This is a genomic window from Pseudoalteromonas sp. MM17-2, from assembly GCF_022347945.1.
In the GTDB taxonomy this organism is placed as follows: Bacteria; Pseudomonadota; Gammaproteobacteria; order Enterobacterales; family Alteromonadaceae; genus Pseudoalteromonas; species Pseudoalteromonas ruthenica.
In genome coordinates, this window is the sequence record NZ_JAKRFV010000008.1 from 1 (window position 1) to 15,340 (window position 15,340).

The window sequence follows — 15,340 nt, forward strand, 5'->3', positions numbered from 1 at the left end:
GCCTTGCATCATCCTAGTCAGGGTAGAACCCTGACCCACAACAGAACCAAACAACAGAAGAACCCCACACCCGTAGGCAAGGTGCATCATCTAGTCAGGGTAAACCCTGACCTACAACACAGCACCTTTGTCAGGGTAGAACCCTGGCCTACAAATCTAGAGTCTGACCATACAATGTATAGACATCGATTTATGGGCATAAAAAAACCGCTAAAAAGCGGCTTTCTTGGTTAAAAAGATAGGAGGATTACTGTTCCCAATAGGCTTGCTCTAGGCAATCCTCGCGCTCCGGTAGACCCCGGGTTAAACGCGGTGAATGTTGCACTAGCACTTCATAACTTGCACGGTTCGCATACTTACTGATCTGAGCTAAAGAAGAGTAAGTGATCGCTTGCTGACCATGCTTGGCTGAGTTTGGCACATTTAACTTGTGGTACTCATTAGCGCTAATATCATGCAGTACAGCAGCTAGCGCGCAATCACCGGCGCCATTGGTGTTCTTAATGCTATCTGGCCCACCCATAAATGGGGCGGTATGGCTATAAGCACGCACAGGCTGTTGGCAATCTTGCTTACGCATGGCACGTGAAAACTCATAACGGTTAAAGTCAGCGATGGCACCCGGAAGGAGTGGGTACTCAGTGGCGCGTTTATGCTGATCGTCGACATAGCCGGCCATAAACATACCTTTTTCACCGGCGGTACAAATCACAAAGTCGACCCATTCTAGGGCTTTGTCTGCCGCTAATAGTGGATCTTCAAAACCGGTAATCGCTAGGCCTTCTTCTTCGTTCATAGCAAGAATATCAACATGATCATTTACGAAGTTGGCCCACCATGTAGGGTCTTGCTCAATAAGAAACTTGGTGCCGAGCGTCAGCACCACAGGTACTCCGGCTTCGTTTGCGTACTTTACCGCTTGCATAGTGGCTTCGGTCATTGTTTCGTTGCCTTGCGTGCGCATAAGGTAGGCACTGATCACCAAAGCAGATGATTCTTGGATCAGGTTCTTATCTATGGACTCAGGGCGTAAGTGATTCATTAACCCTGCGCTGATGGCGAAGGTACGTTCGCCACTTTCATCAATCAGCGTAAAGCAACGGCCTATGGGGCCATCTACAGGTTGCAGATAATTAAGGTCTACACGGCTTGAGGTGTTACATAAAAAGCGATAAGCATAACTACCAATTTTGATATTTTCGCTCATTACGCCAAGTAGCACCGAACGATCATCAGCCAGCACTGAGTAGTTGTGCATGGTATTGCCTACGGTGCCGCCAGCAAACTCATAATCAACCATGTCGTTGAGCTTGAGCCGGTCATAGAGGGCATTGGTAACGTCACTGTCAATAACCTGTGACATGCCACGCTGCAGCCCGAATTCATCTAAGAATGCCTGATCGACCTTGGCTTCAATATCCACCACGATCTGATCTATGCCTACAATGTAGCTGCGCTTCAACCGCGATTCGGGGTTGATTTGATTAGTAAGTGGATCTTTATCTTCCACCGGGAAATAATGTTTATGTCTTCGGCGACCAGGAAACTTCATGACTTACCCGTTTTCGGTGTCCATAGAACAAAAAAAGCGGCGAATTATAGCTTAATTTTGGGTGTGCAGGCTATGGTGTGAGCCATAAAATCCGGCAAATAGTGAGAATGCGCTCTTATAAGACTCAGAAACTCCCTATATTGAGTGTAAAGCATAGTCGGGAATTTGCTGACGTTAGCGAGAGGATTCGCCGCGCACTTGCCGATATTGCTTGGTATAATTGCTGTTCCTAAGTAGTTAAAAGATACCCTATGATCGAGCTAAATGACGAATACTGGATGGCGAAAGCCTTAGCCTGTGCCGATAAGGCCGAGCAACTCGGTGAGATCCCAGTCGGTGCTGTACTAGTCAAAGATGGTGAGCTTATCGCCGAGGGCTGGAATCAATCTATCACCCTTAACGATCCGTCGGCTCATGCTGAAATGATGGCGGTGCGTGCGGCTGGAGTGGCCCTTAATAACTATCGGCTTATTGACTGCACTTTATACGTTACACTGGAGCCATGCTCAATGTGTGCTGGTTTACTCGTTCATAGTCGCATTGCGCGGCTAGTCTTTGGTGCCAATGATTTAAAAACGGGTTCTGCGGGGTCTATTATGAACCTAGTGCAGGAGCCTCGGCTTAATCATCAAGTTGAAGTCACCAAAGGGGTGCTTGAGCAGCAGTGTGCAACTAAGTTATCTGCGTTTTTTAAGCGACGTCGGCAAGAGCATAAGGAAAGAAAAAAGGCGCGTCAGCAACGCCAGGAGGAAGGGGGTTAGGCCTCCGCCAAGCGTTGCTTTTCTAGTTCTTCCATTTGTTGCATGGCAAACAAGCGGCGACGCCACAAAATCTTATTGTGGGTATTTTTGCGTGTTACTCGACGACGATTAGTCGATGAAAATAGTACATTTCGCTTAAAGCGATGCGTTCTACGGCGTTTTAGCATAGTGTATTCTCCTTGAAAGTGTGAGAGGGGAGAGCTGCCAATGAAAACACGATTAAATGACAGTTTTATGGCGTTCCGGCCGATTCTTCCTTGGCGCTAGCGTTGTTGGCCACCAAAGCATCGTTTTCATCTAACCATACTAGGGTGTCGTAGTAGCGCCGAATATTGTCTACGTAAGTTACCGCTACGTCTCCGCGCGCATAACCGTATTTAGTTGTACGATAATAGCGTTTCTTGATCAACAGCGGTAGGTATTTTTTCACATCGGCCCACTTGTCTTTATCGTCACCGGCACGTTCGGTTAGGATCCGCGCATCATTTACATGGCCCCAGCCGACATTATATGACGCTAAGGCAAACCAAGTACGGTCAGGTTGGGCAATACGATCAGGTATGCGTTCAATAAGATAACGCAAGTACTCGGCACCGCCGCGAATATTCTGCTCTGGTTTGAGGCGACTGGTAACGCCCACCTGTTTTGCCGTTGGTAAAGTCAGCATCATAATACCGCGTACCCCAGTGGGTGATTTTGCCAAGGGATCCCACATTGACTCTTGATAACTAAGAGCAGCCAGCAAGCGCCAGTCTAACTCTTGTGCATACTGCTTAAACCAAGGCATATAAGTCGGTAAGGTATCGGCAACGGCTTCAATAAATGCCAAGGTGTTAACATAGTTAAACTGGCGTACGTGGCCAAAGTACTTCTCTTCTAAGGCATAAAGGCGCTTGTTCGCTTTCGCTTCACCGAAAAATTCCACTACCAAGGCATAGAGTGAGTCGTCGTTATCTTGGCGCAGTACCCAGCCAATTGGGTCATTACGGGTCACGGAAAAGCCGATGCTCAGATTCGGGTGGTAACGGCGAAACAATGCCAAGGCGTGGGAGTCGGCAATGGTGTAGTCGATATCGCCGTCGATAATGGCTTGCAGTAACTCTGCTTCATCCATTTCATCGGTTTCATTCCAACTCAGTTGAGGGTACTGTTTTTTATACCGATGTAGAGTTTGCGAGTGGCTGCTGCGGGCCAGTACCGTTAAGTTGCCCTCTAAGTCATCAAAGTCGCGCGGCCGTACTCGACCTTGTTTGTAAACCAGCTTTTGACTAATTGTGCGGTAACTGGGGCCAAAGCGGTACAGCTCGGCACGGCTTGGAGTGTAGCCAATGCCCGATGCGACCAGGTCCAATGAGCCATTATCAAGGCGCTGAAACATATCGTTAAGGCTAAAGAACGGCACGATATCCAGCTCTACGCCTAGGTAGTTAGCAAAGTCTTGGGCAAGTTCGTATTCAAACCCTTGCTCCCCTTGAGGGGCTTGGTAATAATTGCTGGCACCGGCCAGGGTGCCCACGCGCAACGTGTTGCTTTGATGAATACGCTCTAATTGGCTAGGTTTTTGCGGCTCACTGCAGCCTACGAGTACCCAGATACTCACAATTAACCAAACGAATCTCACGGCTTGCCCCTTTACCCCGATACCACCACTTATAACAAAACCAAGGCTTGGCGTCACCTCTACTTTAGCCATAGAAAGTGAGGCTTATAAGGATTCCCTGCAATAGCGGACAATCGTCCTTGCCAGCGGCCCTTTAACTCGCATTTTTAACTAAATTAAGTATAATGCGCGGCAACTGTCGTTCAATCCTTAACCCCGGATGATATTACCTATGTTAATCCTGCGTGGTGCGCCAGCACTTTCCGATTTTCGTGTTCAAAAAGTGCTTACTCAATGTAAGCAAGCCAACCTTCCTGTAACTAACGTCTACGCCGAATTTATGCACTTTGCTGATGTCACAGCAGCACTGAATTCTGACGAGCACAGCAAGCTGGAAAAGCTGCTTACTTATGGACCGCATATTCCTGAACATGAGCCCCAAGGGACACTTATTTTAGTTACCCCGCGTCCAGGCACAATTTCGCCATGGGCGTCTAAGGCAACCGACATTGCTCACAATTGTGGATTAACTCAGGTACATCGTATCGAGCGCGGCATCGCCTATTATGTTGAAGGTGATTTGAATGTTTGCCAGCTTAACGATGTGGCCGCCTTGCTCCACGACCGCATGACCGAAGCAACGCACCGCGATATGGATGATGCCGCGAAACTGTTTCGTACCGATGAGCCGCGAGCCATGTCATCGGTGGACATCCTTGGCGGAGGCCGTGAGGCGCTAGCTAAAGCGAATGTTGAACAAGGCTTTGCCCTTGCAGACGACGAGATTGATTATCTGGTAGAGAACTTCCAGAAACTCGGCCGTAACCCGAACGACATTGAATTGTTTATGTTCGCGCAGGCGAACTCAGAGCATTGCCGTCACAAAATCTTTAATGCTGATTGGACCATTGACGGCACAGAGCAGCCCAAGTCGCTGTTCAAAATGATCAAAAACACCTACGAGCAAAATAGCGTCAACGTATTATCTGCATACAAAGACAATGCAGCGGTGATGAAAGGCTCAGTGGCCGGTCGTTTCTTCCCAGATTTCAGTGGTGAATACACTTATCACCAAGAAAACATCGAAATTTTGATGAAGGTTGAAACCCACAACCACCCAACCGCGATTTCGCCATTCTCCGGGGCATCAACGGGCTCGGGCGGTGAAATCCGTGATGAAGGTGCTACAGGCCGAGGCTCTAAGCCAAAAGCTGGTTTGGTAGGCTTTAGCGTATCTAACCTACGCATTCCAGGTTTTGAACAACCATGGGAGAGCGAATACGGTAAACCAGGGCGCATTGTTGAAGCGCTGGATATCATGATTGATGGCCCGCTAGGCGGCGCCGCGTTTAACAATGAGTTTGGTCGTCCAAACCTACTGGGTTACTTCCGTACCTATGAAGAGCGAGTTAATAGCCACAATGGCGAGGAAGTGCGCGGTTATCACAAGCCTATTATGATTGCCGGTGGTTTAGGTAACATTCGTACTGATCATGTACAAAAAGGCGAGATCCCGGTAGGCGCGAAGCTTATTGTGTTGGGCGGCCCGGCAATGAATATTGGCTTGGGAGGCGGAGCGGCTTCGTCTATGGCGTCAGGACAGTCCAATGAAGACCTCGACTTTGCTTCGGTACAACGTGAAAACCCAGAAATGGAACGCCGCTGTCAAGAAGTCATCGATAAATGCTGGCAGCTAGGCGATGACAACCCGATTGCTTTTATCCACGATGTGGGCGCCGGTGGCTTGTCAAATGCCTTCCCTGAATTAGTGGATGATGGCGGCCGAGGGGGCGACTTTGAATTGCGTAACGTGCCAAACGATGAGCCCGGTATGGCGCCGCATGAGATTTGGTGTAATGAATCACAAGAGCGTTACGTGCTGGCGGTAGCAGAAGCAAACTTCGCTCGCTTTGAGCAAATATGTCAACGTGAGCGCGCCGAGTACGCAGTCATCGGTACTGCGACCGAAGAACGTCACTTACGGGTTTCTGACTCGCACTTCAACAATAACCCAGTGGATCTGCCGCTTGATGTGTTATTAGGTAAAGCGCCAAAAATGCACCGTGATGTCAGCACCAAGCAGGCTCAAGGTGAAGCGCTTAATACCAACGCTATTACCGTACAAGACGCGGTGCAACGACTACTGCGCTTGCCAGCGGTTGCTGAAAAAACCTTCTTAATCACCATTGGCGACCGCTCGGTAACCGGTTTGGTTGCCCGTGACCAAATGGTTGGCCCTTGGCAGGTGCCGGTGGCCAACTGTGCCGTGACAGCTGCTGCGTACGACACCTATCATGGTGAGGCCATGTCTATGGGTGAACGCACACCTGCGGCGCTGCTTAATTATGGTGCTTCAGCGCGTTTAGCGGTCGCCGAGTCTCTGACCAATATTGCCTGTGCTGATATTGGCTCATTGAATAACATTAAGCTATCAGCAAACTGGATGGCGGCAGCCGGGCACCCCGGTGAAGACGCCGGTTTATATGAAGCGGTTAAGGCCGTGGGTGAAGAGCTGTGTCCAGCCTTGGGTTTAACCATCCCGGTAGGCAAAGACTCAATGTCGATGAAGACCACATGGCAAGATAATGGTGAAGATAAAGCCGTGACTGCGCCGCTGTCTTTGGTAATCACTGCGTTTGGTCGTGTTGAAGACATTCGTAAAACGGTCACGCCACAGCTGCGCACCGATAAGGGCGATTCAACGCTATTGCTTATCGACTTGGGTGCTGGTCAAAACCGCATGGGGGCATCAAGCTTGGCGCAGGTTTACAAGCAACTGGGTGACAAAACCCCAGATGTTGATAGCCCTGAACTATTAAAAGGCTTCTTCGAGGCGATGCAAGCGCTGGTAAGCGAAGAAAAACTACTGGCTTACCATGACCGCTCTGACGGTGGCTTATTCGTAACTGCTGCGGAGATGGCCTTCGCGGGTCACACTGGCGTTACGCTAGAGCTAGACGCGTTAGCGGGGTCTGATTTAGAGGTTCTATTCAACGAAGAGTTGGGTGCCGTTATTCAGGTTCGCAATGATGACCTAGACGCGGTAAAGGCCATTCTTGCCGAGAACGGTCTTGCTGCGCTAAGCCATGAAATTGGTACGTTGAATGATGCCGATCAGCTGATTATTAACCGTGGTGGTCATGCACTAGTGGATAATAGCCGTACCGAGCTGCGTTTAGCGTGGGCGGAAACCACTTATCAAATGCAGTCTCTGCGTGATAACCCTGCCTGTGCTCGCCAAGAGCATGATGCTAAAGCTGATGCCAATGACCCAGGTCTTAACGTGAAGCTGAGCTTCGACATTAACGAAGATGTCGCCGCGCCTTACATTGCCACTGGCGCTAAGCCACAAATGGCTATCTTGCGTGAGCAAGGCGTTAACTCACACGTTGAGATGGCGGCGGCATTTAACCGTGCAGGCTTTGCCGCTGTTGACGTACACATGAGTGACATTCTAGAGGGGCGCTTAACGCTAGAGCAATTCAAAGGCCTTGTGGCGTGCGGTGGCTTCTCATATGGTGACGTACTCGGGGCCGGTGAAGGCTGGGCGAAGTCCATTCTATTTAATGACATGGCACGCGAGCAGTTCCAAGGCTTCTTCGAGCGTCAAGATACCTTCAGCTTGGGTGTGTGTAATGGCTGTCAGATGCTATCAACATTGCGCGAGCTGATCCCAGGCACGGAGCATTGGCCACGTTTCGTGACCAACCAAAGCGAGCGTTTTGAAGCGCGTGCAACCTTGGTCGAAGTACAAGACAGCCCATCGGTGTTCTTCAGCGGTATGGCGGGTTCACGTATGCCAATTGCGGTGTCACACGGTGAAGGCCGTGCCGAATTTGCAAATGAGGCGGCTATTCAAACAGCAGTGAACTCGGGTACTGTGGCGGTGAAATACGTAGATAACTACGGTAACCCAACCATGCAATATCCGGCGAACCCCAATGGTTCACCAGAGGCAATCTCGGGTATGACCTCTACAGATGGTCGTGCCACCGTGATGATGCCACACCCAGAGCGGGTGTTCCGCGCGGTAGCGAACTCATGGCACCCAGATGAGTGGCAAGAAGACAGCCCATGGATGCGTATGTTCCGGAACGCGCGCAAGCACATTGGCTAACTATCTAGTGCTTATTTAATCTAAAAAGGCTGCCTTGGCAGCCTTTTTTGTTGCTCTTATTGATGTGTTCCAATCAGCTGCGCTTCATGAGAAACTTTTAAAATAATCACCTACCATTTGCCGCTTTAAGGAAAACTATGCTGCGCAAGCTGTTGATTGGATTAGCAGTGATAGGGCTCACTCTAGCTACCACCTACCTATTTCGCATTGAGCTCACCTTTATGGTAGCGAAACATTACCTTGATGCCGATAAAGCAGAGTTAACCTGTGCTGATTGGCAATGGGGGAGTGAGCTGACCACAATCACAGTCAATAAGTTATGTGTAGGTTATCGCCAGCATCGGCTTGTTATTGAGCAGGCGCGAATCACACCGCAGCACATCGATATTGAAAAAGCAGCTTTAACTCTGACTAAGCAACAAACTCAATCATCCAGTGATACTGGTAAACCTCAGGCGCTTAATTTGCCGCTGACAGACAGTCGTCCGTTGGTAACTGTTGAATCCTTTTTCGTGTACACGCCTTATGCCGCTGCGCCTGTGCGTATGACGGTTAGTGAGACGCAACTCAATCAGTGGGTGTTAAATGGTGATATAGCCGGTGATATCGCCATAACCTCGCAGCATATCGACTATGAACTGCATGCCAATCAAGCCTTAAGAGCCCAGCTTATGGCTGTGGCCGAGCCATCACTCATGCGCTTTAATATCTCTCAGTGGGCATTGCCGGAGCTACAAGTACAAGGGCGCTATTACGGAAACCGAATTGATAACCAGATCACTATTGCCAGCCAAGCTACTTGGCAACATACGCCTTGCCCGGTGCAGGTGAGTAGCCAGGGCCGCATCGAGGTGCGCTCCAAGAATATGCGTCGCTTTAGCTTAGACACCAGTGCACTGACAACGCACTTGCGAGCGCAGGCTCAATGTGACTATCAAGCCAGCCTAAAACCCTATTTCCCAGAGCTGCTCAAGGGGTCATGGCAGCTAACCTTGGCCGAGCCAAGGGTGAGTATAGATGAAAGTGAGGTGCAGCTAACGCAAGTGCTGCTTACGCATAACAGCGAACAGAATAAAGTGGGTGTTCGCTTAGAGGCGCCGCGTGCCAATTGGCGCACAGCACAGGTGGCTGCCGATTACGCTTTACAGCTAGAAACCCAGTCGTTAGGGCGGCTTAGTGTTTCGGGACAGGCAACTGAGCAGCGCATTAGCGGTGCCTTTAAAGGTCAAGTAGCCGCGCCGGTGGGTGAGAATGTGCATGTTGCCCCCGTAAGCGCCACTGGCGAGTTCGACCATAACTTTGCTGGGGCTACTGCGCTGCATGGGCAACTGAAAATCGCACAGTTAACAATGGCGCCTTATTCTGGACAGCAGGTAGCGGTTACTGTTGATGCCACTATCAGCGCAGATAACTCGATTTCAGCGCGCCTTGATACCTTTGCTGCTGTTGCGGCGAATGCTGATATTAAACTGCTTGATGTCGAGCAAAATTATCAGGTACAGGCAGACTTGGGGGCTGGGCGGCGCAGCGCGCAGGTTGAGGTGCAAAGCAGCATTGGACAATTAAACTCTGCGCAGCTGAGGTTAAGTGAGCTCAGCGTTGATAGTCGAGTTGATATTGCCCGCAGCATTGATGGTGAGCACCTTATCTCATGGCAGCAGGCGCAAGCTTTGGTTAAGCACAGTTGGCAAGAAACGGCTTTTCCTATCACCGTGGTATTGCCGCCGACGCCTTTACCTTCATTGCAAGCCATTGCCAGTCAATTGGCCCCCGAGTTGTCACTGACCGCTGGCACACTCAGCGCTCAACTGCACGGTGATGCCCGCCTTCAGCGTATGCAATGGCAGCTAGATGTGGACAGCGCCAGCGTGCTTTATCAGAGTTACTTAGCCGAAAATATCAATACATCGGCGCAAGGACAGTGGAATTCAGGGCAACTTCAGCTCGATGATACTAGCTTTACTATTTCCCAACTACGCGCTGGACCGGTGTTGTCACAGGTGCAAGGGCTCTGGGGTTATGACCAAGATGCCTACCTCAAAGAGGTGCAGGCCGGGGTGTTAGGCGGCACTCTGTCACTGGATAAACTATATGTGACGGGGTTAACGAAGCGCCGTGCTCCCACCCTAGTTGAGATAGCACAGATTAATGCCCAAAGCCTATTGGCGCTAGAGCCCCAGCAGGGCATTGAGGTCACCGGGGTATTGGCAGCAACACTACCAATACGGTTAGAGGAGCAGGGAGTCAGTGTCGAAAATGGCCGTATTTATTCGCAAGCTCCGGGTAAATTGACGATTAAAGATAACGCCGCCTTCGATGCGGTGAAAGCGCAGCAGGCAGAGCTTGGGCCGATGTTGGGCATGTTGGAAAACTTAGATATTAACAGCATCAACGCCGATGTTGATTTAAATACCGATGGTTGGTTAACCATGGCGATGCAATTAAAAGGGGAAAACCCCGAGCACCAGCAAGCTGTAAATTTTAACTATAATCATCAAGAAAATATCTATACCCTATTTAAGGCGCTGCGCTTAAGTGATGAAATCACTAAGAAAGTGGAGCAAGAGTATCAAGCGAAGGAGTAAGCGAATGAGCAAACTATCGCTGGTGGCGGTTGTCGCTATGTTAACTTTAATGGGATGCACCCATAAGGTTGAGGTAGAGAGTAAAGAGCCAATCACCATCAACCTAAATGTCAAAGTCGATCATGAGATCCGCGTCAAAGTGGATAAAGAACTCGACGAATTATTCAGCGATGACAGCGAGCTTTTCTAGGAGGGGTTATGAAACTAGTTAAATGGAGTATGTTAGTCAGTGCCGCCATGTTGGCCTTCAGTGCCTGGGCGCTAACTTTAGACCAAGCTAAGGCGCAAGGTATCGTCGGCGAAACCAGCAACGGCTATTTAGCCTTAGTACAAAATAACAGTGAGGCGCAAAAGCTAATTGCTGAAATTAACGCTAAGCGTAAAGCCAAGTATTTATCATTGGCGAAGAAAAATGGTATCAGTTTGAGCCAAGTGGAGGCGTTAGCAGGCGCCAAAGCTATCGAAAAAACGACCGTAGGGCATATGGTTAAAGTCGACGGCCAGTGGCGTAAAAAGTAACACTAGGGTGAGCACAGTGCAGTATGGCGCTGCACTTTTTGCCGCTCAAAATGCCCAGCGCTATCAGTAGGCATAGTACTGGGCGGGCAAAACAAAGGTAAACTAGGCGATTTGTCGTTCTGCCAAGCTCAGCTCCATGGTGGCTTTAAGCAAACGATACAGGTTAATGGATGCATCGATTTCCTGTTTACGGTTCGTCAGTGACTCGATATTCAACCCCAGCGGCACATCCAGATGGGCGCAGCTACGCAAAATCAAATCTAAGTTTTCGCGGCAGATGCGCACCGACTCACTCAAGGTGTTTTCGGCATCAAGCATGCGCCACTTAGTTGCCTCTGGCACGGAAATCCCCAACCACTGCATAAAATCCAGCGTTTTTTCACCGCCACAAGGGGTGAAGGTCAGAATAATACGCTGTGGCGAGAGCCCTTGCTGGCGGCAGCTGCGGGCATAACTGGTGATTAGATCAATAGTCGCTTGCGCATCATAAACCGCCTGGGAGATAAAAAACTGACACCCTTGCGCCGTTTTGGTCAGCAAGCGCTCATGTTCATTACGCTTATTAGCGTGGCGCTCGGCAATGGTCACGCCGCCTAAAAAGAAGTCCTGGTGATGAGCGGCAATCTGGCTGTAGGCATCGTTTAAGCTTAGCTTGATATCCCCTTGTGACGACGGACTTCCGACTAAGACTAAGTTATTTAAATCATGGTCATTGGCGGTGCTATCAAGCCACTGGTTAAATTCATCCTGATTGCGCTGAGCCACACTTTTATAGGTGATCACATCGGCGCGTGATAGGCGCCGCAATAGCTGGCCATAATCACGTGGGTCAATGGTGTGTTTGAATGGGAAGGGGCGCGGCGTACTGATGCGACTGCTCTCGTCCTGAATGTCATAAACCACCACACCGTCATATTCAATTTCGTGTAGACGGCCAAGCAGCTTTTCGGCAATGGCGCGCATAGCGACTTCATCAGTATCTGCTTTAGGTGGCGTAGTGCCAATTAAATACACGCCCTGACGGGGGTCCTCTATTTTTTCTCGCAGTGATAAAGCCATGGTTCTCATTCCCAGCAATTGACAATGAAATAACTATAACAGCCATTTAGACGTCTAAACAGCTTTTTATAATGAAACTTACTCAACTCGAGTGAATTTGCTTCAAGTTAAACCGTTACTCAGCATGATCTGACCGTTATACCCATTATGTCGTGGCTGACATATTTGTTTACAGCAAAGTGACGCCCCTAAGGTGCGTTTGCGATGTGATTTATTGCATAATGAGGAAGCTAAAAAACAACAAAACATCAAGGTTGAAGATGAAACTTTCTCTATTAGCGACAGGTGTCGCCTTCGCGCTCACTCTTGGCGGTTGCCAAAGCACGCAAACGACGACCAGCAGCCCAGCGGCTGCTGAGGCCGCGCCACAGTCACAAGCAGTGTTCTCTCAGGACTATGTACTTGAAGAGCTTGATAATGGCCTGCGAGTCATGGTGGTGAAAACAGACTACCCCGATGTCGTGTCATTACAAATCCCGGTATCTGTAGGCTCACGTAATGAGGTGGAACCAGGAAAAACCGGCTTTGCCCACTTCTTTGAACACATGATGTTCAAAGGCTCTGAGAAATTTCCTGCACACGTATATGCAGATATCTTGAAAAACTCCGGGGTCGATAACCGCGCTTACACCACGAATGATTACACCAATTATCACCTTAACTTCTCCAAAGAGCACCTCGATAAGGTGCTAGAAATTGAAGCGGATATTTTCCAAAACTTGAGTTACAGTGAAGAGCAATTCCGCACCGAAGCGCTGACCGTCAAAGGCGAATACTTAAAGAATAACGCCAGTCCTATCCGTAAGTTACTCGCGGCGGTGCGTAATGAGGCCTTTGATAAGCATACCTATAAACACACCACCATGGGCTTTTTTGCCGACATTGAAGCCATGCCGGACCAAAGTGAATATGGGCAAACCTTTTTCGAGCGCTTTTATAAGCCGGAATATGTCTCTTTGGTAATTGTCGGTGATGTTGACCCGCAAGCGACCATCGCGATGGTGAAAAAGCACTGGGGCAATTGGCAGCAAGGGGATTATCAAGCCGATATTCCTGTTGAACCGCAACAACAGGCGCCTCGTTATGTGCATGAGCAATACGAAGGGCTACCCGGACACTGGTTATTAGTGTCATACAAAGGTGCAGCGTGGCAGCCGCAGAAAAAAGACCGCGCGGCGCTTGATTTGCTCTCTCAACTATACTTTTCTGAGAACTCAGATTTGTATCAAGAGCTGGTTGTTGATAAGCAAATTGCCAGCCAAATGTTCACCTACAACCCGGAAACCAAAGATCCAGGCTTGATGCATGTGTTTGTGAAGGTGGATGATGAGCAGCACCTCACCACCGTGCGCGATGCTATCAACCGCACTTATGCCAAGGCACGTACAGAGTTGGTCGATGAAAGCCGACTACAAGCCTTGAAATCGCACCAAAAGTATAGCTTTATTAATAGCTTAGATTCATCACAAAGCATCGCCTCAACCCTTGCGCGGTACATGCATTTCGAGCGTGACCCTGAGGTGATCAACAGCTTGTATGCCACTGCCGATAACATTAGTGCCGAAGATATTCGCGCCATGGCGAATAAGTACTTTGTCGATAGTAATCGTACCACGGTGACGATGTCAGCTAGTGAGTCGGTTGCAGGCTTTGCCAAAGAGGTGCGCCTTGATGCTTTAGTCGCTGAGCATCAAAATAAGCCCACCGAGCGCCATTTCACCGTGCTCGATAACACGAATAGTTCACCGCTGGTGGATGTTAACTGGTTATTCTACACCGGCGCGGCTGCCGACCCAGAGGGCAAAAAAGGTCTGGCGGCACTGACTGCGGCAATGATTGCCAAAGGCGGCAGTGCGTCACAAAGCTATAAAGATATTCAAAAGGCTTTATATCCCATGGCAGGGAGCTTCAGCTATCAAATTGATAAGGAAATGATGTCGTTTCGTGGCCGTATTCACAAAGACAATGCTGACAAATGGTATGCCTTGGTGAGCGAGCAATTGCTAAACCCAGGGTTTCGCGAAGACGATTTCCAGCGGCTGCAAAAGGAGCTTGTCGATAGCATTAAATCAGGCTTAAAAGCGTCTAATGATGAGGAGCTGGGCAAGGAGGTACTGTATAGCAAGCTGTATCAAGGCCACCCCTATGAAAGTTATAATTACGGCGACTTATCTGATCTGGAGAATATTACCTTAGCGGATGTGCGGGCCTTTTATCAGCAACAGCTGACCCAAAGTAAACTGCACTTGGGTATTACTGGAGCCATGCCAGAAGAGCTGAAAATGCAGCTGTTAACGGACCTACAGGGCTTACCAAAAGGTGAACAACGCCGCCTTAACGTGCCTGACGCTCCAGTGCTTGACGGGCGTTACGCGACTATTGTCGAAAAGTCGGCAAAATCAACGGCAGTGTCGTTTGGCTTCCCTATTGATACCACGCGATCGCATAAAGACTGGACAGCATTATGGTTAGTGCGTTCATACTTAGGTGAGCACCGTAACTCGAACGCCCAGTTATTCCAGCGTATTCGTCAGGTTCGGGGGATGAACTATGGCGACTATGCCTACATCGAGTACTTCCCTCGTGGTATGTTCCAAACTAAACCGGATGCCAACCTAGGGCGTTCTGAGCAAATCTTCCAGGTATGGTTAAGGCCGCTGCGCTCAAATAACGATGCTCACTTTGCGACTCGCACCGCTTTATTCGAGCTCGATAAACTCATTGCTAATGGCATGAGCGAAGCGGACTTTGCAGCAACGCGAAACTTCTTAAGTAACTATGTGCCGCAACTGGTAGCCAGCCAAGACCGACAGCTAGGCTATGCCCTAGATAGTCGCTTTTACGATACCGATAACTTTGTCGACTATGTGCGTGAGCAGCTCAGTAGCTTAAGCGTCGAAGATGTAAATCGGGTGATCAGTGAAAATCTACAAAGCGACAATATGCACTATGTGTTTGTTACTGGAGATGGCGCCGATATGCAGCAACGACTGGCCTCGGAGCAGGAATCCCCGCTGCAGTACAACACTGAGAAACCGCAATCGCTGCTTGACGAAGACAAGCAAATTCAACGCTACCCTTTGCGTATTCCCGCTGAGAATATAGAGGTGTTAGCGGTCGACACCGTCTTTGAATAAGCATTAATCT

10 protein-coding genes are annotated in these 15,340 nt (G+C 49.4%); 6 read left to right on the forward strand and 4 right to left on the reverse strand.

The window, feature by feature from the left end; all coding sequences use genetic code 11:
- Positions 1-247: 247 nt before the first annotated feature.
- Entirely contained in the window at positions 248-1,552 is a 1,305-nt protein-coding gene (locus MHM93_RS08650) for an inosine/guanosine kinase (RefSeq protein WP_022944734.1), read from the reverse strand.
- A 251-nt stretch (positions 1,553-1,803) separates the two neighbouring features.
- On the opposite strand from MHM93_RS08650, the gene tadA reads away from it, so the two are divergent.
- Positions 1,804-2,313 carry a tRNA adenosine(34) deaminase TadA gene (gene tadA, locus MHM93_RS08655; RefSeq protein WP_239448706.1) on the forward strand — a complete coding sequence of 170 codons (510 nt, stop codon included), beginning with the start codon at positions 1,804-1,806 and terminating at the stop codon, positions 2,311-2,313.
- On the opposite strand, the gene MHM93_RS08660 is transcribed toward tadA, so the two are convergent.
- Positions 2,310-2,480 carry a hypothetical protein gene (locus MHM93_RS08660; RefSeq protein WP_022944732.1) on the reverse strand — a complete coding sequence of 57 codons (171 nt, stop codon included), beginning with the start codon at positions 2,478-2,480 and terminating at the stop codon, positions 2,310-2,312. The two genes, tadA and MHM93_RS08660, sit on opposite strands and share 4 nt — an antisense overlap.
- Positions 2,481-2,545: 65 nt before the next feature.
- Positions 2,546-4,006, reverse strand: a complete 1,461-nt coding sequence (mltF, locus tag MHM93_RS08665; RefSeq protein WP_022944731.1) for a membrane-bound lytic murein transglycosylase MltF — start codon at positions 4,004-4,006, stop codon at positions 2,546-2,548.
- A 139-nt stretch (positions 4,007-4,145) separates the two neighbouring features.
- Between mltF and purL the strand changes: the two genes are divergently transcribed.
- The 4 genes from purL (at position 4,146) to MHM93_RS08685 (ending at position 11,134) form a co-directional block, all read left to right on the forward strand.
- On the forward strand, positions 4,146-8,030 hold the full coding sequence (gene purL, locus MHM93_RS08670) for a phosphoribosylformylglycinamidine synthase (protein WP_239448707.1): 3,885 nt from the start codon (positions 4,146-4,148) through the stop codon (positions 8,028-8,030).
- A 137-nt stretch (positions 8,031-8,167) separates the two neighbouring features.
- Positions 8,168-10,615 (forward strand): YdbH domain-containing protein, encoded by a 2,448-nt coding sequence (locus MHM93_RS08675; RefSeq protein WP_239448708.1) that lies wholly within the window; start codon positions 8,168-8,170, stop codon positions 10,613-10,615.
- 4 nt (positions 10,616-10,619) lie between these two features.
- Positions 10,620-10,805 carry a YnbE family lipoprotein gene (locus MHM93_RS08680; RefSeq protein WP_022944728.1) on the forward strand — a complete coding sequence of 62 codons (186 nt, stop codon included), beginning with the start codon at positions 10,620-10,622 and terminating at the stop codon, positions 10,803-10,805.
- Positions 10,806-10,813: 8 nt separating this feature from the next.
- A complete protein-coding gene (locus MHM93_RS08685; RefSeq protein ID WP_239448709.1) occupies positions 10,814-11,134 on the forward strand; it encodes a YdbL family protein in 321 nt (106 codons plus the stop codon).
- A gap of 102 nt (positions 11,135-11,236) precedes the next feature.
- Here the strand turns inward: MHM93_RS08685 and MHM93_RS08690 are convergent, their stop codons facing one another.
- Positions 11,237-12,193 carry a hypothetical protein gene (locus MHM93_RS08690; RefSeq protein WP_138549061.1) on the reverse strand — a complete coding sequence of 319 codons (957 nt, stop codon included), beginning with the start codon at positions 12,191-12,193 and terminating at the stop codon, positions 11,237-11,239.
- A gap of 260 nt (positions 12,194-12,453) precedes the next feature.
- On the opposite strand from MHM93_RS08690, the gene MHM93_RS08695 reads away from it, so the two are divergent.
- Positions 12,454-15,330: a M16 family metallopeptidase gene (locus MHM93_RS08695; protein WP_239448710.1), complete on the forward strand. Its 2,877-nt coding sequence runs from the start codon at positions 12,454-12,456 to the stop codon at positions 15,328-15,330.
- Positions 15,331-15,340: the final 10 nt, after the last annotated feature.